At 57.0% G+C, this 22,177-nt stretch carries 32 protein-coding genes; all 32 read left to right on the top strand.

Annotation, left to right across the window (positions count from 1 at the left end; translation table 11 throughout):
* Positions 1 to 10 precede the first annotated feature (10 nt).
* The 32 genes from rpoC (at position 11) to rpoA (ending at position 22,170) form a co-directional block, all read left to right on the top strand.
* Positions 11 to 4,210, top strand: a complete 4,200-nt coding sequence (gene rpoC, locus D8767_RS26715; protein ID WP_016715870.1) for a DNA-directed RNA polymerase subunit beta' — start codon at positions 11 to 13, stop codon at positions 4,208 to 4,210.
* A gap of 211 nt (positions 4,211 to 4,421) precedes the next feature.
* Positions 4,422 to 4,793 (top strand): 30S ribosomal protein S12, encoded by a 372-nt coding sequence (gene rpsL / locus D8767_RS26710; protein ID WP_003255492.1) that lies wholly within the window; start codon positions 4,422 to 4,424, stop codon positions 4,791 to 4,793.
* A 106-nt stretch (positions 4,794 to 4,899) separates the two neighbouring features.
* A complete protein-coding gene (rpsG, locus tag D8767_RS26705) occupies positions 4,900 to 5,370 on the top strand; it encodes a 30S ribosomal protein S7 (protein WP_003246741.1) in 471 nt (156 codons plus the stop codon).
* A 30-nt stretch (positions 5,371 to 5,400) separates the two neighbouring features.
* Complete coding sequence (gene fusA, locus D8767_RS26700) at positions 5,401 to 7,548, top strand: elongation factor G (RefSeq protein WP_016715869.1); 2,148 nt, start codon at positions 5,401 to 5,403, stop codon at positions 7,546 to 7,548.
* Positions 7,549 to 7,575: 27 nt separating this feature from the next.
* Positions 7,576 to 8,769: an elongation factor Tu gene (gene tuf / locus D8767_RS26695; RefSeq protein WP_013970626.1), complete on the top strand. Its 1,194-nt coding sequence runs from the start codon at positions 7,576 to 7,578 to the stop codon at positions 8,767 to 8,769.
* A 141-nt stretch (positions 8,770 to 8,910) separates the two neighbouring features.
* The gene (gene rpsJ, locus D8767_RS26690; RefSeq protein WP_003186070.1) at positions 8,911 to 9,222 is read left to right on the top strand and encodes a 30S ribosomal protein S10; all 312 of its coding nucleotides are present in this window, start codon (positions 8,911 to 8,913) and stop codon (positions 9,220 to 9,222) included.
* Positions 9,223 to 9,302: 80 nt separating this feature from the next.
* Positions 9,303 to 9,938, top strand: coding sequence for a 50S ribosomal protein L3 (gene rplC / locus D8767_RS26685; protein ID WP_003257089.1), 636 nt, complete (start codon positions 9,303 to 9,305; stop codon positions 9,936 to 9,938).
* A gap of 12 nt (positions 9,939 to 9,950) precedes the next feature.
* A complete protein-coding gene (gene rplD, locus D8767_RS26680) occupies positions 9,951 to 10,553 on the top strand; it encodes a 50S ribosomal protein L4 (RefSeq protein ID WP_003255485.1) in 603 nt (200 codons plus the stop codon).
* The gene (rplW, locus tag D8767_RS26675; RefSeq protein ID WP_003255484.1) at positions 10,550 to 10,849 is read left to right on the top strand and encodes a 50S ribosomal protein L23; all 300 of its coding nucleotides are present in this window, start codon (positions 10,550 to 10,552) and stop codon (positions 10,847 to 10,849) included. The genes rplD and rplW overlap by 4 nt, the downstream gene beginning before the upstream one ends.
* 14 nt (positions 10,850 to 10,863) lie before the next feature.
* Entirely contained in the window at positions 10,864 to 11,688 is an 825-nt protein-coding gene (rplB, locus tag D8767_RS26670; RefSeq protein WP_003255483.1) for a 50S ribosomal protein L2, read from the top strand.
* Positions 11,689 to 11,704: 16 nt separating this feature from the next.
* The gene (gene rpsS, locus D8767_RS26665) at positions 11,705 to 11,980 is read left to right on the top strand and encodes a 30S ribosomal protein S19 (RefSeq protein WP_003255482.1); all 276 of its coding nucleotides are present in this window, start codon (positions 11,705 to 11,707) and stop codon (positions 11,978 to 11,980) included.
* Between the two features lie 11 nt (positions 11,981 to 11,991).
* Positions 11,992 to 12,324, top strand: a complete 333-nt coding sequence (gene rplV, locus D8767_RS26660; protein ID WP_003103908.1) for a 50S ribosomal protein L22 — start codon at positions 11,992 to 11,994, stop codon at positions 12,322 to 12,324.
* Positions 12,325 to 12,337: 13 nt separating this feature from the next.
* Positions 12,338 to 13,024, top strand: a complete 687-nt coding sequence (gene rpsC / locus D8767_RS26655; RefSeq protein WP_003255481.1) for a 30S ribosomal protein S3 — start codon at positions 12,338 to 12,340, stop codon at positions 13,022 to 13,024.
* A 12-nt stretch (positions 13,025 to 13,036) separates the two neighbouring features.
* Positions 13,037 to 13,450, top strand: coding sequence for a 50S ribosomal protein L16 (gene rplP / locus D8767_RS26650; RefSeq protein WP_003255479.1), 414 nt, complete (start codon positions 13,037 to 13,039; stop codon positions 13,448 to 13,450).
* Entirely contained in the window at positions 13,450 to 13,641 is a 192-nt protein-coding gene (rpmC, locus tag D8767_RS26645) for a 50S ribosomal protein L29 (protein WP_002555481.1), read from the top strand. Before rplP ends, rpmC begins: the two co-directional genes overlap by 1 nt.
* 2 nt (positions 13,642 to 13,643) lie before the next feature.
* The gene (rpsQ, locus tag D8767_RS26640; protein WP_003255478.1) at positions 13,644 to 13,910 is read left to right on the top strand and encodes a 30S ribosomal protein S17; all 267 of its coding nucleotides are present in this window, start codon (positions 13,644 to 13,646) and stop codon (positions 13,908 to 13,910) included.
* 23 nt (positions 13,911 to 13,933) lie between these two features.
* Positions 13,934 to 14,302, top strand: a complete 369-nt coding sequence (gene rplN / locus D8767_RS26635) for a 50S ribosomal protein L14 (protein ID WP_002555479.1) — start codon at positions 13,934 to 13,936, stop codon at positions 14,300 to 14,302.
* 11 nt (positions 14,303 to 14,313) lie between these two features.
* Positions 14,314 to 14,628: a 50S ribosomal protein L24 gene (gene rplX / locus D8767_RS26630; protein WP_016715319.1), complete on the top strand. Its 315-nt coding sequence runs from the start codon at positions 14,314 to 14,316 to the stop codon at positions 14,626 to 14,628.
* 20 nt (positions 14,629 to 14,648) lie between these two features.
* On the top strand, positions 14,649 to 15,188 hold the full coding sequence (gene rplE / locus D8767_RS26625; RefSeq protein ID WP_003255474.1) for a 50S ribosomal protein L5: 540 nt from the start codon (positions 14,649 to 14,651) through the stop codon (positions 15,186 to 15,188).
* Between the two features lie 13 nt (positions 15,189 to 15,201).
* The gene (gene rpsN, locus D8767_RS26620; RefSeq protein ID WP_009681970.1) at positions 15,202 to 15,507 is read left to right on the top strand and encodes a 30S ribosomal protein S14; all 306 of its coding nucleotides are present in this window, start codon (positions 15,202 to 15,204) and stop codon (positions 15,505 to 15,507) included.
* 209 nt (positions 15,508 to 15,716) lie between these two features.
* Positions 15,717 to 16,109: a 30S ribosomal protein S8 gene (gene rpsH / locus D8767_RS26615; protein ID WP_009681971.1), complete on the top strand. Its 393-nt coding sequence runs from the start codon at positions 15,717 to 15,719 to the stop codon at positions 16,107 to 16,109.
* Between the two features lie 12 nt (positions 16,110 to 16,121).
* The gene (gene rplF, locus D8767_RS26610) at positions 16,122 to 16,655 is read left to right on the top strand and encodes a 50S ribosomal protein L6 (protein WP_009681972.1); all 534 of its coding nucleotides are present in this window, start codon (positions 16,122 to 16,124) and stop codon (positions 16,653 to 16,655) included.
* A gap of 10 nt (positions 16,656 to 16,665) precedes the next feature.
* The gene (gene rplR, locus D8767_RS26605) at positions 16,666 to 17,016 is read left to right on the top strand and encodes a 50S ribosomal protein L18 (protein WP_009681973.1); all 351 of its coding nucleotides are present in this window, start codon (positions 16,666 to 16,668) and stop codon (positions 17,014 to 17,016) included.
* A 3-nt stretch (positions 17,017 to 17,019) separates the two neighbouring features.
* A complete protein-coding gene (rpsE, locus tag D8767_RS26600) occupies positions 17,020 to 17,520 on the top strand; it encodes a 30S ribosomal protein S5 (RefSeq protein WP_003255465.1) in 501 nt (166 codons plus the stop codon).
* A 2-nt stretch (positions 17,521 to 17,522) separates the two neighbouring features.
* The gene (gene rpmD, locus D8767_RS26595) at positions 17,523 to 17,699 is read left to right on the top strand and encodes a 50S ribosomal protein L30 (protein WP_003255463.1); all 177 of its coding nucleotides are present in this window, start codon (positions 17,523 to 17,525) and stop codon (positions 17,697 to 17,699) included.
* A 3-nt stretch (positions 17,700 to 17,702) separates the two neighbouring features.
* Positions 17,703 to 18,137 carry a 50S ribosomal protein L15 gene (gene rplO / locus D8767_RS26590; protein WP_016715320.1) on the top strand — a complete coding sequence of 145 codons (435 nt, stop codon included), beginning with the start codon at positions 17,703 to 17,705 and terminating at the stop codon, positions 18,135 to 18,137.
* The gene (gene secY, locus D8767_RS26585; RefSeq protein ID WP_003257108.1) at positions 18,138 to 19,469 is read left to right on the top strand and encodes a preprotein translocase subunit SecY; all 1,332 of its coding nucleotides are present in this window, start codon (positions 18,138 to 18,140) and stop codon (positions 19,467 to 19,469) included.
* 28 nt (positions 19,470 to 19,497) lie between these two features.
* Entirely contained in the window at positions 19,498 to 19,614 is a 117-nt protein-coding gene (gene rpmJ, locus D8767_RS26580) for a 50S ribosomal protein L36 (RefSeq protein ID WP_002555468.1), read from the top strand.
* A 131-nt stretch (positions 19,615 to 19,745) separates the two neighbouring features.
* On the top strand, positions 19,746 to 20,102 hold the full coding sequence (gene rpsM / locus D8767_RS26575; RefSeq protein ID WP_003255457.1) for a 30S ribosomal protein S13: 357 nt from the start codon (positions 19,746 to 19,748) through the stop codon (positions 20,100 to 20,102).
* 18 nt (positions 20,103 to 20,120) lie between these two features.
* On the top strand, positions 20,121 to 20,510 hold the full coding sequence (rpsK, locus tag D8767_RS26570; protein WP_003255454.1) for a 30S ribosomal protein S11: 390 nt from the start codon (positions 20,121 to 20,123) through the stop codon (positions 20,508 to 20,510).
* Between the two features lie 15 nt (positions 20,511 to 20,525).
* Positions 20,526 to 21,146, top strand: coding sequence for a 30S ribosomal protein S4 (gene rpsD / locus D8767_RS26565; protein WP_009681977.1), 621 nt, complete (start codon positions 20,526 to 20,528; stop codon positions 21,144 to 21,146).
* Between the two features lie 22 nt (positions 21,147 to 21,168).
* A complete protein-coding gene (rpoA, locus tag D8767_RS26560) occupies positions 21,169 to 22,170 on the top strand; it encodes a DNA-directed RNA polymerase subunit alpha (protein WP_003255452.1) in 1,002 nt (333 codons plus the stop codon).
* Positions 22,171 to 22,177 lie beyond the last annotated feature (7 nt).

Genomic DNA, 22,177 nt, shown 5'->3' with positions numbered 1-22,177 from the left:
AGGAAAGGCCTTGAAAGACCTACTGAATTTGCTGAAAAACCAGGGTCAAGTCGAAGAGTTCGACGCCATCCGCATCGGTCTGGCGTCGCCTGAAATGATCCGTTCGTGGTCGTTCGGTGAAGTTAAGAAGCCGGAAACCATCAACTACCGTACGTTCAAGCCTGAGCGTGACGGCCTGTTCTGCGCCAAGATCTTTGGCCCAGTCAAGGACTACGAGTGCCTGTGCGGCAAGTACAAGCGCCTCAAGCACCGCGGCGTAATCTGCGAGAAGTGCGGCGTTGAAGTTGCCCTGGCCAAGGTTCGTCGTGAGCGCATGGCGCACATCGAACTGGCCTCGCCGGTAGCCCACATCTGGTTCCTGAAGTCGCTGCCGTCCCGTATCGGCCTGCTGATGGACATGACCCTGCGTGACATCGAGCGCGTGCTCTACTTCGAGAGCTATGTCGTTATCGACCCGGGCATGACCACCCTGGAAAAGGGCCAGCTGCTGAACGACGAGCAGTACTTCGAGGCGCTGGAAGAGTTCGGTGACGACTTCGACGCCCGCATGGGGGCCGAGGCTGTCCGCGAGCTGCTGCACGCTATCGACCTGGAGCACGAGATCGGTCGCCTGCGCGAAGAGATTCCGCAGACCAACTCGGAAACCAAGATCAAGAAGCTGTCCAAGCGCCTGAAGCTGATGGAGGCTTTCCAGGGCTCGGGCAACCTGCCTGAGTGGATGGTCCTGACCGTCCTGCCAGTGCTGCCGCCGGACCTGCGTCCGCTGGTTCCGCTGGATGGTGGCCGTTTCGCGACCTCCGACCTGAACGACCTGTATCGTCGGGTAATCAACCGTAACAACCGTCTGAAGCGCCTGCTGGATCTGTCGGCGCCGGACATCATCGTGCGCAACGAAAAGCGCATGCTGCAGGAAGCGGTCGACGCCCTGCTGGACAACGGCCGTCGCGGTCGCGCCATCACTGGCTCGAACAAGCGTCCGCTGAAGTCCCTGGCCGACATGATCAAAGGTAAGCAAGGTCGCTTCCGTCAGAACTTGCTCGGTAAGCGTGTGGACTACTCCGGCCGTTCGGTAATTACCGTAGGCCCGACCCTGCGTCTGCACCAGTGCGGTCTGCCGAAGAAGATGGCTCTCGAGCTGTTCAAGCCGTTCATTTTCGGCAAGCTGGAAATGCGTGGTCTGGCGACCACCATCAAGGCCGCCAAGAAGATGGTCGAGCGCGAGCTGCCAGAGGTGTGGGACGTTCTCGCTGAAGTGATTCGCGAACACCCCGTACTGCTCAACCGTGCACCGACCCTGCACCGTCTGGGTATCCAGGCCTTTGAACCGGTTCTGATCGAAGGTAAGGCTATTCAGCTGCACCCGCTGGTCTGTGCCGCGTACAACGCCGACTTCGACGGTGACCAGATGGCCGTTCACGTGCCGCTGACGCTGGAAGCCCAGCTCGAAGCGCGCGCGCTGATGATGTCGACCAACAACATCCTGTCGCCAGCCAACGGTGAGCCAATCATCGTTCCGTCGCAGGACGTTGTACTGGGTCTGTACTACATGACCCGTGAAGCCATCAACGCCAAGGGCGAAGGTCGCGTGTTTGCCGACCTGCAGGAAGTCGACCGCGTATTCCGCGCCGGCGAAGCTGCCCTGCATGCGAAAATCAAGGTTCGTATCAACGAAACCGTGAAAGAGCGTGATGGTTCGGTGGTCAAGAACACCCGCATCGTCGACACCACCGTCGGCCGTGCGCTGCTGTTCCAGGTTGTACCGGCAGGTCTGCCGTACGACGTGGTCAACCAGCCGATGAAGAAAAAGGCGATCTCCAAGCTGATCAACCAGTGCTATCGCGTGGTTGGTCTGAAAGAGACCGTTATCTTCGCTGACCAACTGATGTACACCGGTTTCGCTTACTCAACCATTTCCGGCGTTTCCATCGGTGTTAACGACTTCGTTATCCCGGACGAGAAAGCCCGCATCATCGGTAACGCTACCGACGAAGTGAAGGAAATCGAGAGCCAGTACGCCTCCGGCCTGGTAACCCAGGGCGAGAAGTACAACAAGGTCATCGACTTGTGGTCGAAGGCGAACGACGAAGTGTCCAAGGCGATGATGGCCAACCTCTCGAAAGAGAAGGTCATCGACCGCGAAGGCAAAGAAGTCGAGCAAGAGTCCTTCAACTCGATGTACATGATGGCTGACTCGGGTGCGCGGGGTTCCGCAGCCCAGATCCGTCAGCTGGCCGGTATGCGTGGTCTGATGGCCAAGCCGGACGGCTCCATCATCGAGACGCCGATCACCGCGAACTTCCGTGAAGGTCTGAGCGTACTTCAGTACTTCATTTCGACTCACGGTGCTCGTAAAGGTCTGGCGGATACCGCCTTGAAGACTGCGAACTCCGGTTACCTGACTCGCCGTCTGGTAGACGTTGCCCAGGATCTGGTCGTTACCGAGATCGACTGCGGCACCGACCAAGGCCTGCTGATGACTCCGCACATCGAAGGCGGCGACGTTGTAGAGCCGCTGGGTGAGCGTGTACTGGGTCGTGTCATCGCGCGTGACGTGTTCAAGCCAGGCACCGAGGACGTTATCGTTCCGGCCGGTACCCTGGTTGACGAGCAGTGGGTCGAGTTCATCGAGCTGAACAGCATCGACGAAGTGATCGTGCGTTCGCCGATCAACTGCGAAACTCGCTATGGCATCTGCGCCAAGTGCTACGGTCGCGACCTGGCTCGCGGTCACCAGGTGAACATCGGTGAAGCTGTCGGCGTTATCGCTGCTCAGTCGATCGGTGAGCCGGGTACCCAGCTGACCATGCGTACGTTCCACATCGGTGGTGCTGCAAGCCGTACTTCGGCTGCCGACAGCGTCCAGGTGAAGAACGGCGGTATGGTGCGTCTGCACAACCTGAAGCAGGTTGAGCGTGCCGACGGTAACCTGGTTGCCGTATCGCGTTCGGGCGAGCTGGCCATTGCCGACGAGTTCGGCCGTGAGCGTGAGCGCTACAAGCTGCCTTACGGTGCGGTGATTTCGGTCAAGGAAGGTGAGAAGGTCGAAGCTGGCGCCATCGTCGCCAAGTGGGACCCGCACACCCACCCGATCGTTACCGAGCTGAAAGGTACCGTGACCTTCGTGGGCATGGAAGAAAACATCACCATCAAGCGTCAGACCGACGAACTGACCGGTTTGACCAACATTGAAGTACTGGACGTCAAGGATCGCCCTGCCGCAGGCAAGGAAATCCGTCCGGCGATCAAGATGGTCGATGCTGCTGGCAAGGACCTGTACCTGCCAGGTACCGACGTACCTGCCCAGTACTTCCTGCCGGCCAACGCCCTCGTTGGTGTGGCTGACGGTGCCCAGATTGGCGTTGGTGACGTTATCGCGCGTATCCCGCAAGAAACGTCGAAGACCCGTGACATCACCGGTGGTCTGCCACGCGTTGCCGACCTGTTCGAAGCGCGTCGCCCGAAAGAAGCCTCGATTCTGGCTGAAGTCAGCGGCACCATCGCATTTGGTAAAGAGACCAAGGGCAAGCGTCGCCTGGTCATCACTCCGACCGACGGTAGCGATCCGTACGAAGAGCTGATTCCGAAGTGGCGCCACCTGAACGTCTTCGAAGGTGAACAGGTAAACCGTGGTGAAGTTATTTCCGACGGCCCGAGCGATCCGCACGACATCCTGCGTCTGTTGGGTGTGAGCGCGCTGGCGAAGTACATCGTCAACGAAATCCAGGACGTTTACCGTCTGCAAGGCGTGAAGATCAACGACAAGCACATCGAGACCATCCTGCGTCAGATGCTGCGCAAGGTCGAGATCTCCGAGTCGGGCGATTCCAGCTTCATCAAGGGCGACCAGATGGAACTGACCCAGGTACTGGTAGAGAACGAGCGTCTCGCCGGCGAGGACAAGTTCATCTCCAAGTTCACCCGCGTGCTGCTGGGTATCACCAAGGCGTCGCTGTCGACCGAGTCGTTCATCTCCGCGGCTTCCTTCCAGGAAACCACCCGCGTACTGACCGAAGCGGCGGTAACCGGCAAGCGCGACTACCTGCGCGGCCTGAAAGAGAACGTGGTCGTGGGTCGTCTGATCCCGGCTGGTACTGGTCTGGCGTACCACAGCGAGCGCAAGCGTCGCCGTGATGCCGACAAGCCGCTGCGTGTGAGCGCCAGTGAGGTGGAAGCCGCACTGACCGAAGCGCTGAACTCCAGCGGTAACTAAGTACAGGGCAGGGCCCCGGCAAGCCTCGAACGACCGTCGGTGACATGAAATGTTGCCGATGATCGGGCGGGGAGGGCCGGGGCCTCGTCTTGACTGGGTGCAAGATCCTCTTTAGACTTTTGTACCCTTAAATTTGGTGAGGCTCCGTCTCGCCAATTTTTGGCTTTCTTGCAAGACAATAGAGTCGCAAGACAATCAGTGGAGCTAGTAGATGGCAACTATCAACCAGCTGGTACGTCAGCCGCGTAAGCGTTCGGTCGAGAAGTCCGACGTTCCTGCGCTGCAGAACTGCCCGCAGCGTCGTGGCGTGTGCACCCGTGTGTACACCACCACGCCGAAAAAACCTAACTCGGCACTGCGTAAAGTATGCCGTGTGCGTCTGACCAACGGTTTCGAGGTTTCCTCGTACATCGGTGGTGAAGGCCACAACCTGCAAGAGCACAGCGTCGTCCTGATCCGTGGCGGCCGTGTAAAAGACTTGCCAGGTGTTCGTTACCACACCGTTCGCGGCTCTCTGGATACTTCGGGCGTTAAAGGCCGTAACCAGGGTCGTTCGAAATACGGTACCAAGCGTCCGAAGTAATCGGCCGTTTGCAGACATCCATTTTTTTGAGTCGATAAGAGTAAGGTCGGGCAGGGGTCGAAGACCCACGTCCCGGGCTAACCTGAAGACCGTTTGAGGGCTTATCATGCCAAGACGTCGTGTAGCAGCAAAACGTGAGATCCTTGACGATCCGAAGTACGGATCCCAGATCCTCGCCAAGTTCATGAACCACGTGATGGAAAGCGGCAAGAAGGCCGTAGCCGAGCGCATCGTTTACGGTGCCCTGGATACCGTCAAAGCACGCAAGAACAGCGACCCCCTGGAAATCTTCGAGAAAGCTCTCGACGCCATCGCTCCGCTGGTCGAAGTTAAGTCCCGTCGTGTCGGCGGTGCCACTTACCAGGTTCCGGTTGAAGTTCGTCCATCCCGTCGTAACGCTCTGGCAATGCGCTGGCTCGTAGACTACGCCCGCAAGCGCGGCGAGAAGTCGATGGCTCTGCGCCTGGCCGGCGAACTGCTGGATGCTGCCGAAGGCAAGGGTGCTGCAGTCAAGAAGCGTGAAGACGTTCACCGTATGGCTGAAGCCAACAAAGCGTTCTCGCACTACCGCTTCTAATTCAAGCATCAATCATTTTGCGAGGGCTTTATGGCTCGTACTACAGCAATTAACCGCTACCGTAACATTGGTATATGTGCCCACGTTGACGCGGGCAAGACCACCACTACCGAGCGGATCCTGTTCTACACAGGTCTGAGCCACAAGATGGGCGAGGTGCATGACGGCGCCGCGACCACCGACTGGATGGTGCAGGAGCAGGAGCGCGGTATCACCATTACCTCCGCTGCCGTTACCACCTTCTGGAAAGGTTCCCGTGGTCAGTACGACAACTACCGCGTAAACGTCATCGATACCCCCGGCCACGTTGACTTCACCATTGAAGTAGAGCGTTCGCTGCGTGTACTCGACGGCGCGGTCGTTGTGTTCTGCGGTACCTCCGGCGTTGAGCCTCAGTCCGAAACCGTATGGCGTCAGGCCAACAAGTACGGCGTTCCACGTGTTGTTTACGTGAACAAGATGGACCGTGCTGGTGCCAACTTCCTGCGCGTTGTCGGTCAGATCAAGAATCGTCTGGGTCACACCCCGGTTCCGGTCCAGCTGGCTATCGGTGCAGAAGATGACTTCCAGGGTCAGGTTGACCTGATCAAGATGAAGGCCATCTACTGGAACGATGACGACAAAGGCACCACCTACCGCGAGGAAGAGATTCCTGCTGAGCTGGTGGACCTGGCCAACGAATGGCGCAGCAACATGGTCGAAGCTGCTGCCGAGGCCAACGAAGAGCTGATGAACAAGTACCTTGAAGAAGGTGACCTGTCCGTCGAAGACATCAAGGCAGGTCTGCGCGCCCGTACTCTGGCGAGCGAGATCGTTCCTGCTGTCTGCGGTTCCTCGTTCAAGAACAAGGGCGTTCCCCTGGTTCTCGACGCCGTTATCGACTTCCTGCCTGCTCCGACCGAAATCCCGGCGATCAAGGGTATCCACCCTGACCTGATCGACGTGCCGAAGGACGAAGTCAAGCCAGAGCAGTACGACGAGCGTCCTGCTGACGACAACGAGCCGTTCTCGGCCTTGGCGTTCAAGATTGCCACCGACCCGTTCGTGGGCACTCTGACCTTCGTTCGCGTTTACTCCGGCTTCCTGACCTCTGGTGACTCCGTCATCAACTCGGTCAAGGGCAAGAAAGAGCGCGTTGGTCGTATGGTGCAGATGCACGCCAACCAGCGTGAAGAAATCAAGGAAGTACGTGCAGGCGACATCGCTGCTCTGATCGGCATGAAGGACGTCACCACTGGTGACACCCTGTGCAACGCCGAAAAGCCGATCATCCTTGAGCGTATGGACTTCCCAGAGCCTGTGATTTCGCTCTCCGTAGAGCCGAAGACCAAGGCTGACCAGGAGAAGATGGGTATCGCACTGGGCAAGCTGGCCCAGGAAGACCCGTCGTTCCGCGTCAAGACCGACGAAGAAACCGGCCAGACCATCATCTCCGGTATGGGTGAGCTGCACCTGGACATCCTCGTTGACCGCATGAAGCGCGAGTTCAACGTCGAGTGCAACGTCGGCAAGCCGCAGGTTTCGTACCGCGAGAAGATCACCAAGTCCAACGTCGAGATCGAAGGCAAGTTCGTTCGTCAGTCGGGTGGTCGTGGTCAGTTCGGTCACTGCTGGATCCGTTTCTCGGAGCCGGACGTGGACGACAAGGGCAACATCACCGAAGGTCTGGTGTTCACCAACGAAGTCGTTGGTGGTGTGATTCCTAAGGAATTCATCGCCCCGATCCAGAAGGGTATCGAAGAGCAGATGAAAAACGGCGTTGTCGCCGGCTATCCGCTGCTCGGCCTGAAGGCTACGGTATTCGACGGTTCGTACCACGACGTCGACTCCAACGAAATGGCGTTCAAAATCGCTGCTTCGATGGCAACCAAGCAACTGGCCCAGAAGGGTGGTGGCGTGGTTCTCGAACCGATCATGAAGGTCGAAGTTGTAACCCCGGAAGACTACCTGGGTGACGTGATGGGTGACCTGAGCCGTCGTCGCGGGATGATCCAGGGTAATGAAGACTCGGTGTCCGGCAAGGTAATCACTGCTGAGGTGCCGCTCGGAGAAATGTTCGGTTACGCAACCGACGTTCGTTCCATGTCTCAGGGTCGCGCAAGCTACTCCATGGAATTCTCCAAATACGCCGAAGCTCCGTCGAACATCGTCGAAGCACTCGTTAAAAAACAAGGCTAATCCCCTTTAGGCAAGAGGTTCACTGTCGTGGCTAAAGAAAAATTTGATCGTTCCCTTCCCCACGTTAACGTCGGCACTATCGGCCACGTTGACCACGGTAAGACCACTCTGACCGCAGCTCTGACTCGCGTCTGCTCCGAAGTTTTCGGTTCGGCAGTCGTTGAGTTCGACAAGATCGACTCGGCTCCGGAAGAAAAAGCGCGCGGTATCACCATCAACACCGCTCACGTCGAGTACAACTCGAACATTCGTCACTACGCTCACGTTGACTGCCCAGGTCACGCTGACTACGTGAAGAACATGATCACCGGTGCTGCCCAGATGGACGGCGCGATCCTGGTTTGCTCGGCCGCCGATGGTCCGATGCCACAAACCCGTGAGCACATCCTGCTGTCCCGCCAGGTAGGCGTTCCGTACATCGTGGTCTTCCTGAACAAGGCTGACCTGGTAGACGACGCTGAGCTGCTGGAACTGGTCGAGATGGAAGTTCGCGACCTGCTGTCCACCTACGACTTCCCAGGCGACGACACTCCGATCATCATCGGTTCCGCTCGTATGGCCCTGGAAGGCAAAGACGACAACGAAATGGGTACTACCGCTGTCAAGAAGCTGGTAGAAACTCTGGATGCCTACATCCCTGAGCCAGTTCGTGCCGTTGATCAGCCGTTCCTGATGCCGATCGAAGACGTATTCTCGATCTCGGGTCGTGGTACCGTTGTTACCGGTCGTATCGAGCGTGGTATCGTTCGCGTTCAAGACCCACTGGAAATCGTTGGTCTGCGTGACACCACCACCACCACCTGCACCGGTGTTGAGATGTTCCGCAAGCTGCTGGACGAAGGCCGTGCTGGCGAGAACTGCGGCGTTCTGCTGCGTGGCACCAAGCGTGACGACGTTGAGCGTGGTCAGGTTCTGGTCAAGCCAGGTTCGGTCAAGCCGCACACCAAGTTCACCGCAGAAGTTTACGTTCTGTCGAAGGAAGAAGGCGGTCGTCACACTCCGTTCTTCAAAGGCTACCGTCCTCAGTTCTACTTCCGTACCACTGACGTGACCGGTAACTGCGAACTGCCGGAAGGCGTTGAAATGGTAATGCCAGGTGACAACATTCAGATGACTGTTACCCTGATCAAGACCATCGCAATGGAAGACGGTCTGCGCTTCGCTATCCGTGAAGGCGGTCGTACCGTCGGCGCCGGCGTCGTGGCCAAAATCATCGAGTAATCACTCGACCGATTGAAAAAACCCCCGCTCAGCGGGGGTTTTTTTTATTGGGTTGACACTAAATTGGGGCGTCTATAGAATCACGCCTCCTTTTAGCGGGCGTAGTGCGTCCGTTGGGAACAGCCTGGAGTCTGAAATCCAATGCAAAATCAGCAAATCCGTATCAGGTTGAAGGCTTTCGACCATCGCCTGATCGACCAATCCACCCAGGAAATCGTGGAAACCGCGAAACGTACTGGTGCACAAGTGCGTGGTCCAATTCCACTGCCTACCCGCAAAGAGCGTTTCACCGTTCTGGTCTCCCCGCACGTCAACAAAGACGCGCGTGACCAGTACGAGATTCGCACTCATAAGCGTGTTCTGGACATCGTCCAGCCAACGGATAAAACCGTTGACGCGCTGATGAAGCTTGATCTGGCGGCAGGTGTGGAAGTACAGATCAGCCTCGGCTAAGACTTCGGTCTAGTCGTGTAACGCTCTGAAATGGGCGGCCATAGCGGGTGAAAGCCCCGTACACTCATGAGGTTTACAACATGACTATTGGTGTAATCGGTCGCAAGTGCGGTATGACCCGCATTTTCACCGAAGAAGGTGTCTCCATTCCGGTCACGGTCATTGAGATCGAGCCGAATCGTGTCACCCAGTTCAAAACTGAAGAAACCGATGGCTACCGTGCAGTGCAAGTCACTGTCGGCGAGCGTCGTGCTTCGCGTGTGACTGCCGCTCAGGCAGGTCACTTCGCCAAGGCTAACGTTGCCGCTGGTCGCGGTGTCTGGGAGTTCCGTCTTGAAGAAGGCGATTTCCAGGCTGGCGATCTGATCAAAGCTGAACTCTTCACTGCAGGCCAGCTGGTAGACGTTACTGGTCAGTCCAAAGGTAAAGGCTTCGCCGGTACCATCAAGCGCTGGAACTTCCGTGGTCAGGACAACACCCACGGTAACTCCGTGTCGCACCGTGTTCCTGGTTCCATCGGCCAGTGCCAGACTCCTGGTCGTGTGTTCAAGGGCAAGAAAATGTCCGGTCACATGGGCGCCGAGCGCGTGACTGTTCAGTCCCTGGAAGTAGTTCGCGTAGACGCTGAACGCAACCTGCTGCTGGTCAAGGGTGCCGTTCCTGGCGCTACTGGCGGCGACGTGGTTGTACGTCCAGCTGTCAAGGCTCGCGGTTAAGGGGAAACTGACATGCAACTCAATGTAAATGACGCTCAGGCGATCGAAGTTTCCGAACTGACTTTCGGTGGCGAATTCAACGAGACGCTGGTACACCAAGCAGTCGTGGCCTACATGGCCGGCGGCCGTCAGGGCACCAAGCAGCAAAAGACCCGTTCCGACGTGGCTGGTGGCGGTAAGCGCCCATGGCGTCAGAAGGGTACTGGCCGTGCTCGTGCTGGTACCACTCGTGGTCCGATCTGGCGTGGCGGTGGTGTAACCTTCGCAGCTCGCCCTCAAGATCACTCGCAGAAGCTCAACAAGAAGATGTACCGCGCTGCCCTGCGCTCCATCCTCGCTGAGCTGGTGCGTAGCGACCGTCTGGTCGTGGTTCAGGACTTCGCTGTCGAAGCACCGAAAACCAAAGATCTGCTGAACAAGCTGAACGGCATGGGTCTGAGCGATGTATTGATCGTTTCCGACGCTGTTGATCAGAACCTGTACCTGGCTGCTCGCAACCTGCCGCACGTCGACGTACGTGACGTTCAAGGTTCCGACCCGGTCAGTCTGATCGCATACGAGAAAGTGTTGATCACTGTCTCGGCCGTGAAGAAATTCGAGGAGCTGCTGGGATGAACCAGGAACGCGTATTCAAAGTCCTCCTTGGCCCGCACGTTTCCGAGAAGGCTACCGTTCTGGCTGAGAAAAAAGGCCAGTTCGTATTCAAGGTTGCTACTGACGCAACCAAGCTGGAAATCAAGAAAGCTGTCGAAGGCCTGTTCAACGTAAAAGTTGAAAACGTGTCGACTGTTAACGTTCTGGGTAAAACCAAGCGTACCGCACGTGGTCTGGGCAAGCGTAATGACTGGAAGAAGGCGATCGTCTCCCTTCAGCCAGGCCAAGATCTCGATTTCAGCAGCAGTGCTGAGTAAGGAAGGGGTGCATCATGGCAATCGTTAAATGCAAACCGACTTCCCCTGGCCGCCGTTTCGTGGTCAAGGTGGTCAACAAGGAGCTGCACAAAGGCGCTCCTCACGCACCGCTGATCGAGAAAAAATCGAAGTCTGGTGGTCGTAACAACAATGGCCGCATTACCACTCGTCACGTTGGTGGTGGTCATAAGCAGCATTACCGTCTGGTCGACTTCCGTCGCAACGACAAAGATGGCATCCCAGCCACTGTCGAGCGTATCGAATACGACCCGAACCGTACTGCTCACATCGCCCTGCTGTGCTACGCAGACGGTGAGCGTCGCTACATCATCGCCCCTAAAGGCGTGAGCGCTGGCGACCAGCTGATCGCAGGTGCCCTGGCCCCAATCAAGGCCGGTAACTCCCTGCAGCTGCGCAACATTCCAGTAGGTTCCACCATTCACGGCATCGAACTGAAGCCGGGTAAAGGTGCTCAGATCGCTCGTTCCGCTGGTGCTTCGGCTCAGCTGATCGCTCGCGAAGGTGTCTACGTGACCCTGCGTCTGCGCTCTGGTGAAATGCGTAAAGTCCTGGCTGAGTGCCGTGCGACCCTGGGCGAAGTCTCGAACTCCGAGCACAGCCTGCGTTCGCTGGGTAAAGCTGGTGCCAAACGCTGGCGCGGCGTTCGCCCAACCGTTCGTGGTGTTGCCATGAACCCGGTTGACCACCCACACGGTGGTGGTGAAGGTCGTACCTCCGGTGGTCGTCATCCGGTATCGCCATGGGGCTTCCCAACCAAGGGTGCTAAAACCCGTGGTAATAAGCGTACCGACAACATGATCGTCCGTCGTCGCAAGTAACTAGAGGGATACGACAGTGCCACGTTCTCTGAAAAAAGGTCCTTTTATCGATCTTCACCTGCTGAAGAAGGTCGAAGTGGCGGTGGAGAAGAACGATCGCAAGCCAGTTAAAACCTGGTCGCGCCGTTCGATGATCCTGCCACAAATGGTCGGTCTGACCATCGCGGTACACAACGGTCGTCAACATGTCCCAGTTCTGGTGAACGAAGACATGGTCGGCCACAAACTGGGCGAGTTCGCCGGTACCCGCACCTATCGCGGGCACGTGGCTGACAAGAAAGCCAAGCGTTAAGGGGTAAGGAAATGGAAGTAGCCGCTAAGTTGTCGGGCGCTCGAATCTCCGCCCAGAAAGCCCGCTTGGTCGCCGACCAGATCCGCGGGAAGAAGGTGGGCGAAGCGCTCAACCTGTTGGCCTTCAGCAGCAAAAAAGCCGCTGAAATCATGAAGAAAGTCCTCGAGTCGGCCGTAGCCAACGCCGAACACAACGAAGGCGCAGACGTTGATGACCTGAAGGTCTCCACCGTCTTCGTCAACGAAGGGCGTTCGCTGAAGCGCATCATGCCACGTGCCAAAGGCCGTGCTGATCGCATCGTCAAGCGGTCTTGCCATATCACTGTCAAGGTTGCGGACAAGTAACGGAGTCGATCAGATGGGTCAGAAAGTACATCCCACTGGCATTCGCCTGGGAATCGTCAAGGAGCACACCTCCGTCTGGTACGCAGACGGTGCTACTTACGCAGATTACCTGTTGAAGGATCTGAAAACGCGTGAGTACCTCCAAGACAAACTAAAAAGCGCGTCCGTAAGCCGTATCGATATTCATCGTCCGGCTCAAACTGCACGCATCACCATCCACACCGCTCGTCCAGGTATCGTTATCGGGAAGAAAGGTGAAGATGTCGAGAAGCTGCGTCAGGACCTGACCAAGCAGATGGGTGTGCCTGTGCACATCAACATCGAAGAGATCCGCAAGCCGGAACTCGACGCTATGCTGGTTGCGCAGAGCGTAGCTCAGCAGCTGGAACGCCGCGTAATGTTCCGTCGCGCCATGAAGCGCGCCGTACAGAACGCCATGCGTATTGGTGCCAAGGGCATCAAGATCCAGGTGAGCGGTCGTCTCGGCGGTGCTGAGATTGCTCGTACCGAGTGGTATCGCGAAGGTCGTGTGCCGCTGCACACCCTGCGTGCCGATATCGACTACAACACCTACGAAGCTCACACCACTTACGGTGTGATCGGTGTGAAGGTTTGGATCTTCAAAGGCGAAGTTATTGGTGGTCGCCAAGAAGAACTGAAACCACAAGCACCAGCGCCTCGTAAAAAAGCTGCTAAGTAAGGGGTACGCCAAATGTTGCAACCAAAGCGTACAAAATTCCGCAAGCAGATGACTGGCCACAACCGTGGTCTGGCACTGCGCGGTAGCAAAGTCAGCTTCGGCGAGTTCGCCCTGAAAGCTGTTGCTCGCGGTCGCCTCACCGCTCGCCAGATCGAGTCCGCACGTCGTGCGCTGACCCGTCACGTTAAACGTGGCGGTAAGATCTGGATCCGTGTGTTCCCGGACAAGCCGATCTCCAAGAAACCTCTTGAGGTTCGTATGGGTAAAGGTAAGGGTTCCGTGGAATACTGGGTTGCCCAGATCCAGCCAGGTAAAGTCCTGTACGAGATCGAGGGTGTTTCTGAAGAGCTGGCGCGCGAAGCATTCGCCCTGGCTGCTGCAAAGCTGCCTCTCGCCACCTCCTTTGTTAAGCGGACGGTGATGTGATGAAAGCGAATGAACTTCGTGAAAAATCGGCACAGCAACTGAACGAGCAACTGCTCGGCTTGCTGCGCGACCAGTTCAATCTGCGTATGCAGAAAGCAACTGGCCAGTTGGGGCAGTCGCACCTGCTCTCGCAAGTTAAGCGTGACATCGCTCGCGTGAAAACTGTGCTCAACCAGCAGGCAGGTAAGTGATCATGGCTGAAGCTGAAAAAACCGTCCGTACGCTGACTGGCCGTGTCGTCAGCGACAAAATGGACAAGACCATCACCGTTCTGATCGAGCGTCGCGTAAAGCACCCGATCTACGGTAAATACGTTAAGCGTTCGACTAAGCTGCACGCGCACGACGAAGCCAACCAGTGCAAGATCGGCGACAAGGTTTCCATCCGTGAAACCCGTCCGCTGGCCAAGACCAAGTCCTGGGCACTGGTTGAAGTCCTCGAACGCGCTGTTGAAGTCTAAGGGCTAGGGGTCGGAGAAATTTTATGATTCAGACTCAATCCATGCTCGATGTGGCCGATAACAGCGGCGCTCGTCGCGTCATGTGCATCAAGGTGCTCGGCGGTTCGCACCGTCGTTACGCCGGCATCGGTGACATCATCAAGGTTACCGTCAAGGAAGCAATTCCACGCGGTAAGGTCAAAAAAGGCCAAGTGATGACTGCTGTTGTCGTGCGCACCCGTCACGGTGTTCGTCGCGCTGACGGTTCCATCATTCGTTTCGACGGCAACGCTGCTGTTCTGCTGAACAACAAGCAAGAGCCGATCGGCACTCGCATCTTCGGGCCAGTGACCCGTGAACTTCGTACTGAGAAGTTCATGAAGATCGTCTCGCTCGCCCCTGAAGTGCTGTAAGGAGATCCGACATGCAAAAGATTCGTCGTGACGACGAGATCATCGTGATCGCCGGCAAAGACAAAGGTAAGCGCGGTAAGGTGCTGAAGGTTCTGGCTGACGACCGTCTGGTCGTTGGTGGTGTGAACCTGGTCAAGCGTCATACCAAGCCTAACCCGATGGCGGGCGTACAGGGCGGTATCGTCGAGAAAGAAGCGCCTCTGCACGCTTCCAACGTTGCCATCTTCAACGGCGAAACCAACAAGGCTGACCGCGTTGGTTTCAAAGTAGAAGACGGTAAAAAAATTCGTGTCTTCAAGTCGACCCAAAAAGCGGTTGATGCTTGAACACTGCTAGGTAGAAGACCATGGCACGACTGAAAGAGATTTACCGGAACGAAATCGCTCCTAAGCTTAAGGAAGAACTTAAGCTGTCGAACGTGATGGAAGTTCCGCGCGTTACCAAAATCACCCTGAACATGGGTCTGGGCGAAGCGATCGGCGACAAGAAAGTCATCGAGCACGCTGTTGCCGACCTGGAAAAGATCACCGGTCAAAAGCCGGTTGTGACTTTCGCTCGCAAATCCATCGCTGGCTTCAAAGTCCGCGAAGGCTGGCCGATCGGTGTCAAGGTGACTCTGCGTAGCGACAAGATGTACGAATTCCTGGACCGCCTGCTGGCGATCTCCCTGCCTCGGGTTCGCGACTTCCGCGGCCTGAATGCCAAGTCCTTTGATGGTCGTGGCAACTACAGCATGGGCGTGAAAGAGCAGATCATCTTCCCGGAAATCGACTACGACAAGATCGATGCTCTGCGCGGTTTGGACATCACCCTGACCACCACTGCTCGTTCGGACGACGAAGGCCGCGCTCTGCTGCGTGCTTTCAAGTTCCCGTTCCGCAACTGATTGGAGTAGGAAAATGGCCAAGAAGAGCATGAAAAACCGCGAGCTGAAGCGTCAGCTCACGGTAGCCAAGTTCGCTAAGAAGCGTGCTGAGCTGAAAGCGACCATCGTCAACGTTAACGCCTCTCCAGAAGAGCGTTTCGCTGCCGTTGTCGCTCTGCAGAAGCAGCCACGTGATGCTAGCGCCTCGCGCCTGCGCAACCGTTGCCGCCTGACCGGTCGTCCTCACGGTGTATACCGTAAGTTCGGCCTGGGCCGTAACATGCTGCGTCAAGCTGCAATGCGCGGTGACGTACCAGGTCTGGTCAAGGCCTCCTGGTAATCGCTGCAGGCTGGATCCTGGCGCAAGGGGAGCAATCTTCCGACCGCCGGTGACCTTGCCAACAAACAAGCCCCTATATGGGGCTTGTTTCGTTTCTGCCTTGTGTCTAGAATGACCGGCTCACCTGAGCCTGGGTTTTTTACCCTGCCTGCTTGGGTGGTTGTGATAGCCGCAAGGCTAATAATTCTTGTATCAGGAGCATCTAGCCCATGAGTATGCAGGACCCGTTAGCGGACATGCTAACTCGCATCCGTAATGCCCAGATGGCTGAAAAGTCCGTCGTAAGCATGCCTTCCTCCACCCTGAAGGTCGCGGTTGCCAAAGTTCTGAAAGACGAAGGTTACATCGCTGGCTACCAGGTTACTGGTGAGGCCAAGCCTTCCCTGTCGATCGAGCTGAAGTACTTCGAAGGCCGTCCGGTCATCGAGGAACTGAAGCGTTCCAGCCGTCCTGGCCTGCGCCAGTACAAGTCCGTCGCAGAACTGCCGAAAGTACGTGGCGGCCTGGGCGTGTCTATCGTCTCCACCAACAAAGGTGTGATGACTGATCGCGCTGCGCGCGCTGCCGGTGTCGGCGGCGAAGTTCTGTGCACAGTGTTCTAAGGGGAGATAGGCATGTCTCGCGTCGCTAAGAACCCCGTTAAGCTGCCAGCAGGCGTCGAAGTCAAATTCGCCGGCCAGCAGCTTTCGGTGAAGGGTGCCAAAGGCACTCTCGAACTGAACGTTCACTCGTCTGTTGAAGTTACCGAAGAGTCTGGCGAGCTGCGTTTCGTCGCTCGCAACGGTGACCAGCAAGCTCGCGCCATGGCCGGTACCACCCGCGCTCTGGTGAACAACATGGTCCAAGGCGTAAGCCAAGGCTTCGAGCGTAAGCTCCAGCTGGTCGGTGTTGGTTACAAGGCACAGGCTAAAGGCACCGTTCTGAACCTGGCTCTGGGCTTCTCGCACCCAGTGGACTACGAACTGCCAGCCGGTATCACCGCTGAAACCCCAAGCCAGACCGACATCCTGATCAAGGGTATCGACAAGCAGCTGGTGGGTCAGGTGGCCGCTGAAATCCGCGACTTCCGTCCGCCAGAGCCTTACAAAGGCAAGGGTGTGCGTTACGCGGACGAAGTAGTCCGTCGTAAAGAAGCCAAGAAGAAGTAGGGCCTAGCAAATGACCGACAAAAAAGTTATCCGACTGCGTCGCGCTCGCAAAGCACGTCTCAAGATGCACGAACTCGAAGTCGTGCGCCTGTGCGTGTTCCGCTCCTCGCAGCACATCTACGCCCAGGTCATTTCGGCCGACGGCAGCAAGGTTCTGGCAAGCGCCTCGACCTTGGACAAAGAACTGCGTGATGGCGCCACTGGCAACATCGACGCGGCCACTAAGGTTGGCAAGCTGGTAGCTGAGCGTGCGAAAGCCGCCGGTGTATCTCAAGTTGCCTTTGACCGTTCCGGCTTCAAGTACCATGGCCGCGTCAAAGCGCTGGCTGATGCTGCTCGTGAAGGCGGGCTGGAGTTCTAAGTTATGGCAAATAACGATCAAAAGCGCGACGAAGGCTACATCGAGAAGCTGGTTCAAGTTAACCGCGTTGCCAAAACCGTAAAAGGCGGCCGTATCTTCACCTTCACCGCGCTGACCGTGGTAGGTGATGGTAAAGGTCGTGTTGGCTTCGGCCGTGGCAAATCGCGCGAAGTACCAGCCGCGATCCAGAAAGCCATGGAAGCTGCTCGCCGCAACATGATCCAGGTTGACCTGAAGGGCACCACCCTGCAGTACGCCACCAAGGCTGCCCACGGCGCCTCGAAGGTTTACATGCAGCCTGCCTCGGAAGGTACCGGTATCATTGCCGGTGGCGCAATGCGTGCTGTCCTGGAAGTTGCTGGTGTTCAGAACGTTCTGGCCAAGTGCTACGGTTCGACCAACCCAGTGAACGTGGTTTACGCCACTTTCAAGGGTCTGAAAGCCATGCAATCTCCTGAATCCATTGCTGCCAAGCGCGGCAAGAGCGTCGAGGAGATCTTCTGATCATGGCAACCGTAAAAGTAACGCTGATCAAGAGCGTCTCGGGCCGTCTGCCTAACCACAAGCTGTGCGTTAAAGGCCTGGGTCTGCGTCGCATCGGTCACACTGTAGAAGTCCAGGATACTCCCGAGAACCGCGGGATGATCAACAAGGCTTACTACATGCTGAAGGTCGAGGGTTAATCGATGAAACTCAATGATCTGAGTCCAGCGCCGGGTTCCCGTCGCGAGAAGCATCGTCCAGGTCGTGGTATCGGTAGCGGTCTGGGTAAGACCGGCGGCCGTGGCCACAAAGGTCAGACTTCCCGTTCGGGTGGTTCGATCGCTCCTGGCTTCGAAGGCGGTCAACAGCCGCTGCACCGTCGTCTGCCGAAGTTCGGCTTCGTTTCCCTGAAAGCCATGGACCGCGCCGAAGTGCGTCTGTCCGAGCTGGCCAAAGTGGAAGTCGACGTGATCTCCGTGCAATCCCTGAAGGATGCCAACGTGATCAACCAGCACATTCAGCGTGTGAAAATCATGCTGTCTGGCGAAGTTACTCGCGCAGTCACCATCAAGGGCATCGCAGCCACCAAGGGTGCGCGTGCGGCTATCGAAGCAGCTGGCGGCAAATTCGAGGAATAAATGGCTAAGCAAGGTGCTCTCTCTTCGCTCGGTAAGGGCGGGATGTCGGAACTCTGGGCTCGTCTGCGCTTTCTGTTCATGGCGATCATCGTCTATCGGATAGGTGCGCATATCCCGGTTCCCGGCATCAATCCGGACCGTCTGGCGGATCTGTTTCGGCAGAATGAGGGGACCATTCTTAGCTTGTTCAACATGTTTTCCGGTGGCGCGCTTGAGCGCATGAGCATCTTTGCACTGGGGATCATGCCGTACATCTCGGCATCGATCATCATGCAGCTGATGACGGCGGTCAGCCCGCAACTGGAGCAGTTGAAGAAGGAAGGTGAAGCTGGCCGTCGCAAGATCAGCCAGTACACCCGCTACGGCACCGTTATCCTGGCACTGGTTCAAGCCATTGGCATGTCCATTGGCCTGGCCAACCAGGGCGTGGCGTTTTCTGTAGGCCTGGGCTTCCATGTCGTTGCCGTCTCCACCTTCGTGGCGGGCGCGATGTTCATGATGTGGCTGGGCGAGCAGATCACCGAGCGCGGTGTGGGCAACGGTATCTCGATGTTGATCTTCGCAGGTATCGTTGCCGGTCTTCCGAGAGCAATCGGGCAGTCTTTCGAGTCTGCACGCACAGGCGATATCAACATTTTCGCCCTGGTCGCTATCGGTTTGCTGGCAGTAGCGATTATCGGTTTCGTGGTGTTCATTGAGCGTGGTCAGCGTCGTATCGCTGTTCACTACGCCAAGCGTCAGCAGGGCCGCAAGGTCTTTGCTGCGCAGACCAGCCACTTGCCGTTGAAAGTGAACATGGCGGGGGTTATCCCGGCCATTTTCGCGAGCAGCATTTTGCTGTTCCCGGCTTCGCTGGGTGCCTGGTTCGGTCAGTCCGAAGGTATGGGCTGGCTGCAGGACATCTCGCAGTCGATCGCTCCTGGTCAGCCGTTGAACATTCTGCTGTTTAGTGCAGGGATCATTTTCTTCTGCTTCTTCTACACAGCGTTGATGTTCAACCCGAAAGACGTAGCGGAAAACCTGAAGAAGTCCGGTGCCTTTATTCCGGGTATCCGTCCTGGTGAGCAGTCGGCACGCTACATTGATGGCGTTCTGACTCGTCTGACCATGTTCGGTGCTCTTTACATGATGGCCGTCTGCCTTCTGCCCCAGTTCCTGGTGGTGGCAGCAAATGTGCCGTTCTACCTTGGCGGGACCTCGTTGCTGATTGTGGTAGTGGTTGTGATGGACTTCATGTCCCAAGTACAATCGCACCTCGTTTCGCACCAGTACGAATCCCTGATGAAGAAAGCCAACCTGAAAGGCTACGGTGGCAGCGGTCTGCTGCGCTGATACGCCCCTAAGGTTCGAGGAGTCGGTAATGAAAGTTCGTGCATCGGTGAAAAAGCTGTGCCGTAACTGCAAGATCATCCGTCGCGAAGGCGTCGTACGAGTGATCTGCAGCGCGGAACCGCGTCACAAACAGCGCCAAGGCTGAGTGTGATCTGCGCTTCAAACCCAGCAGCTAGTGTGCTGCTGGGTTGATTATTCGTTTCTACAGCGATATTATCTCGCGCCCTATTTCTTGGCTTCCGGGGCGTAGGTAGCTGTCAATTGGAGTCCCACTGAATGGCCCGTATTGCAGGCGTCAACATTCCAGATAACAAGCATACTGTTATCTCGCTGACCTACATCTATGGTGTCGGTCGCACAACTGCACAGAAGATCTGTGCAGACGCTGGTGTAAATCCAGCCGCTAAGATCAAGGATCTGAGCGACGAGCAAATCGAAACCCTGCGTGGCGAAGTCGCGAAGTTCACCACCGAAGGTGACCTGCGTCGTGACATCAACATGAAGATCAAGCGCTTGATGGACCTGGGTTGCTACCGCGGCCTGCGTCATCGTAAAGGTCTGCCGGTTCGCGGTCAGCGCACCAAGACCAACGCACGCACCCGTAAGGGCCCGCGTAAGCCGATCCGCAAGTAATCGCCCAGGAATATAGACATGGCAAAACCTGCTGCTCGTCCTCGTAAGAAAGTCAAAAAGACAGTGGTTGATGGCATCGCCCACATCCATGCCTCTTTCAACAACACCATCGTGACCATCACCGACCGTCAGGGCAATGCTTTGTCCTGGGCGACCTCCGGTGGTTCGGGTTTCCGTGGTTCGCGCAAATCCACCCCGTTCGCAGCTCAGATCGCTGCTGAGCGTGCTGGTCAAGCTGCGCTGGAATACGGTCTGAAGAACCTCGACGTTAACGTCAAGGGTCCAGGTCCAGGTCGTGAGTCCGCCGTTCGTGCATTGAACAGCTGCGGCTACAAGATCGCCAGCATCACCGACGTGACGCCAATCCCGCACAACGGGTGCCGTCCGCCGAAGAAGCGTCGCGTGTAATCAGGAGACAGAAGAATGGCACGTTACATTGGTCCAAAATGCAAACTGTCTCGTCGTGAAGGCACTGACCTGTTCCTGAAGAGCGGCGTTCGCGCTCTGGAATCGAAGTGCAACATCGAAGCAGCCCCAGGTATCCACGGCCAGCGCCGTGGCCGTCAGTCTGACTACGGCACCCAGCTGCGTGAGAAACAAAAAGTCCGTCGTATCTACGGTGTTCTGGAGCGTCAGTTCCGCGGTTACTACCAAGCTGCTGCCTCGAAAAAAGGCGCAACCGGTGAGAACCTGCTGCAACTGCTCGAGTGCCGTCTGGATAACGTCGTCTACCGTATGGGCTTCGGCTCGACTCGTTCCGAGTCGCGTCAGCTGGTTTCGCACAAAGCGATCAGCGTCAACGGTAAGACTGTAAACATTCCATCCTACCAAGTTCGTCCGGGTGACGTGGTCGCGGTTCGCGAGAAATCGCTGAGCCAGCTGCGCATTGTTCAAGCCCTTGAACTGTGCGCCCAGCGTGGCCGCGTTGAGTGGGTTGACGTGGATGCTGCTAAAAAGTCGGGCGTTTTCAAGAACGTTCCTGCTCGCAGCGACCTGTCTGCCGACATCAACGAGAACCTGATTGTCGAGCTCTACTCCAAGTAAGGGCTAGAAAATAGGTGCATCCATGCAGATTTCGGTAAATGAGTTCCTGACTCCCCGCCACATTGATGTGCAGGTAGTCAGTCCGACCCGCGCCAAGATTACGCTCGAGCCTCTCGAGCGTGGTTTCGGCCACACCCTGGGCAACGCGCTGCGCCGCATCCTGTTGTCCTCCATGCCTGGCTGTGCAGTAGTCGAGGCCGAGATCGATGGCGTACTCCACGAGTACTCCGCGATCGAAGGTGTTCAGGAAGACGTCATTGAAATCCTGTTGAACCTGAAAGGCCTGGCTATCAAACTGCACGGTCGTGACGAAGTTACGCTGACCTTGTCGAAAAAGGGTTCGGGGGTGGTTACCGCTGCCGATATTCAGCTGGATCACGATGTCGAGATCGTCAACCCCGATCACGTAATCGCGAACCTGGCGTCGAACGGCGCCCTGAACATGAAGCTCACTGTAGCTCGTGGTCGTGGTTACGAGCCGGCTGACTCCCGTCAAACCGACGAAGACGAAAGCCGTAGCATTGGCCGTCTGCAGTTGGACGCTTCGTTCAGCCCGGTGCGTCGTATCGCCTATGTGGTCGAGAACGCCCGTGTTGAGCAGCGTACCAACCTGGACAAACTGGTCATTGATCTGGAAACCAACGGCACCCTGGACCCTGAAGAGGCAATCCGCCGCGCTGCGACCATCCTGCAACAGCAGTTGGCCGCGTTCGTCGACCTCAAAGGTGACAGCGAGCCTGTCGTAGTCGAGCAGGAAGACGAGATCGATCCGATCCTGCTGCGTCCGGTTGACGACCTGGAACTGACTGTACGTTCGGCCAACTGCCTCAAGGCGGAGAACATCTACTACATCGGCGACCTGATTCAGCGTACCGAAGTAGAGCTGTTGAAGACTCCTAACCTGGGCAAGAAGTCCCTGACTGAAATCAAGGACGTCCTGGCCTCTCGTGGTCTGTCTCTCGGCATGCGCCTCGACAACTGGCCGCCTGCAAGTCTTAAGAAAGACGACAAGGCGACCGCCTGATCGTCGT

The sequence above is a fragment of the Pseudomonas sp. LTGT-11-2Z genome, from assembly GCF_003691445.1.
Lineage (GTDB): Bacteria > Pseudomonadota > Gammaproteobacteria > Pseudomonadales > Pseudomonadaceae > Aquipseudomonas > Aquipseudomonas monteilii.
This window is presented reverse-complemented; position numbering and strand designations above follow the sequence as displayed.

Excerpts from the sequence above, each read along its gene's own strand:
- rpsL (WP_003255492.1), top strand. The coding sequence starts at position 4,422 with ATGGCAACTATCAACCAGCTGGTACGTCAGCCGCGTAAGCGTTCGGTC.
- rpsG (WP_003246741.1), top strand. The coding sequence starts at position 4,900 with ATGCCAAGACGTCGTGTAGCAGCAAAACGTGAGATCCTTGACGATCCG.
- fusA (WP_016715869.1), top strand. The coding sequence starts at position 5,401 with ATGGCTCGTACTACAGCAATTAACCGCTACCGTAACATTGGTATATGT.
- rpsJ (WP_003186070.1), top strand. The coding sequence starts at position 8,911 with ATGCAAAATCAGCAAATCCGTATCAGGTTGAAGGCTTTCGACCATCGC.
- rplC (WP_003257089.1), top strand. The coding sequence starts at position 9,303 with ATGACTATTGGTGTAATCGGTCGCAAGTGCGGTATGACCCGCATTTTC.
- rplD (WP_003255485.1), top strand. The coding sequence starts at position 9,951 with ATGCAACTCAATGTAAATGACGCTCAGGCGATCGAAGTTTCCGAACTG.
- rplW (WP_003255484.1), top strand. The coding sequence starts at position 10,550 with ATGAACCAGGAACGCGTATTCAAAGTCCTCCTTGGCCCGCACGTTTCC.
- rplB (WP_003255483.1), top strand. The coding sequence starts at position 10,864 with ATGGCAATCGTTAAATGCAAACCGACTTCCCCTGGCCGCCGTTTCGTG.
- rplV (WP_003103908.1), top strand. The coding sequence starts at position 11,992 with ATGGAAGTAGCCGCTAAGTTGTCGGGCGCTCGAATCTCCGCCCAGAAA.
- rpsC (WP_003255481.1), top strand. The coding sequence starts at position 12,338 with ATGGGTCAGAAAGTACATCCCACTGGCATTCGCCTGGGAATCGTCAAG.
- rplP (WP_003255479.1), top strand. The coding sequence starts at position 13,037 with ATGTTGCAACCAAAGCGTACAAAATTCCGCAAGCAGATGACTGGCCAC.
- rpmC (WP_002555481.1), top strand. The coding sequence starts at position 13,450 with ATGAAAGCGAATGAACTTCGTGAAAAATCGGCACAGCAACTGAACGAG.
- rpsQ (WP_003255478.1), top strand. The coding sequence starts at position 13,644 with ATGGCTGAAGCTGAAAAAACCGTCCGTACGCTGACTGGCCGTGTCGTC.
- rplN (WP_002555479.1), top strand. The coding sequence starts at position 13,934 with ATGATTCAGACTCAATCCATGCTCGATGTGGCCGATAACAGCGGCGCT.
- rplX (WP_016715319.1), top strand. The coding sequence starts at position 14,314 with ATGCAAAAGATTCGTCGTGACGACGAGATCATCGTGATCGCCGGCAAA.
- rplE (WP_003255474.1), top strand. The coding sequence starts at position 14,649 with ATGGCACGACTGAAAGAGATTTACCGGAACGAAATCGCTCCTAAGCTT.
- rpsN (WP_009681970.1), top strand. The coding sequence starts at position 15,202 with ATGGCCAAGAAGAGCATGAAAAACCGCGAGCTGAAGCGTCAGCTCACG.
- rpsH (WP_009681971.1), top strand. The coding sequence starts at position 15,717 with ATGAGTATGCAGGACCCGTTAGCGGACATGCTAACTCGCATCCGTAAT.
- rplF (WP_009681972.1), top strand. The coding sequence starts at position 16,122 with ATGTCTCGCGTCGCTAAGAACCCCGTTAAGCTGCCAGCAGGCGTCGAA.
- rplR (WP_009681973.1), top strand. The coding sequence starts at position 16,666 with ATGACCGACAAAAAAGTTATCCGACTGCGTCGCGCTCGCAAAGCACGT.
- rpsE (WP_003255465.1), top strand. The coding sequence starts at position 17,020 with ATGGCAAATAACGATCAAAAGCGCGACGAAGGCTACATCGAGAAGCTG.
- rpmD (WP_003255463.1), top strand. The coding sequence starts at position 17,523 with ATGGCAACCGTAAAAGTAACGCTGATCAAGAGCGTCTCGGGCCGTCTG.
- rplO (WP_016715320.1), top strand. The coding sequence starts at position 17,703 with ATGAAACTCAATGATCTGAGTCCAGCGCCGGGTTCCCGTCGCGAGAAG.
- secY (WP_003257108.1), top strand. The coding sequence starts at position 18,138 with ATGGCTAAGCAAGGTGCTCTCTCTTCGCTCGGTAAGGGCGGGATGTCG.
- rpmJ (WP_002555468.1), top strand. The coding sequence starts at position 19,498 with ATGAAAGTTCGTGCATCGGTGAAAAAGCTGTGCCGTAACTGCAAGATC.
- rpsM (WP_003255457.1), top strand. The coding sequence starts at position 19,746 with ATGGCCCGTATTGCAGGCGTCAACATTCCAGATAACAAGCATACTGTT.
- rpsK (WP_003255454.1), top strand. The coding sequence starts at position 20,121 with ATGGCAAAACCTGCTGCTCGTCCTCGTAAGAAAGTCAAAAAGACAGTG.
- rpsD (WP_009681977.1), top strand. The coding sequence starts at position 20,526 with ATGGCACGTTACATTGGTCCAAAATGCAAACTGTCTCGTCGTGAAGGC.
- rpoA (WP_003255452.1), top strand. The coding sequence starts at position 21,169 with ATGCAGATTTCGGTAAATGAGTTCCTGACTCCCCGCCACATTGATGTG.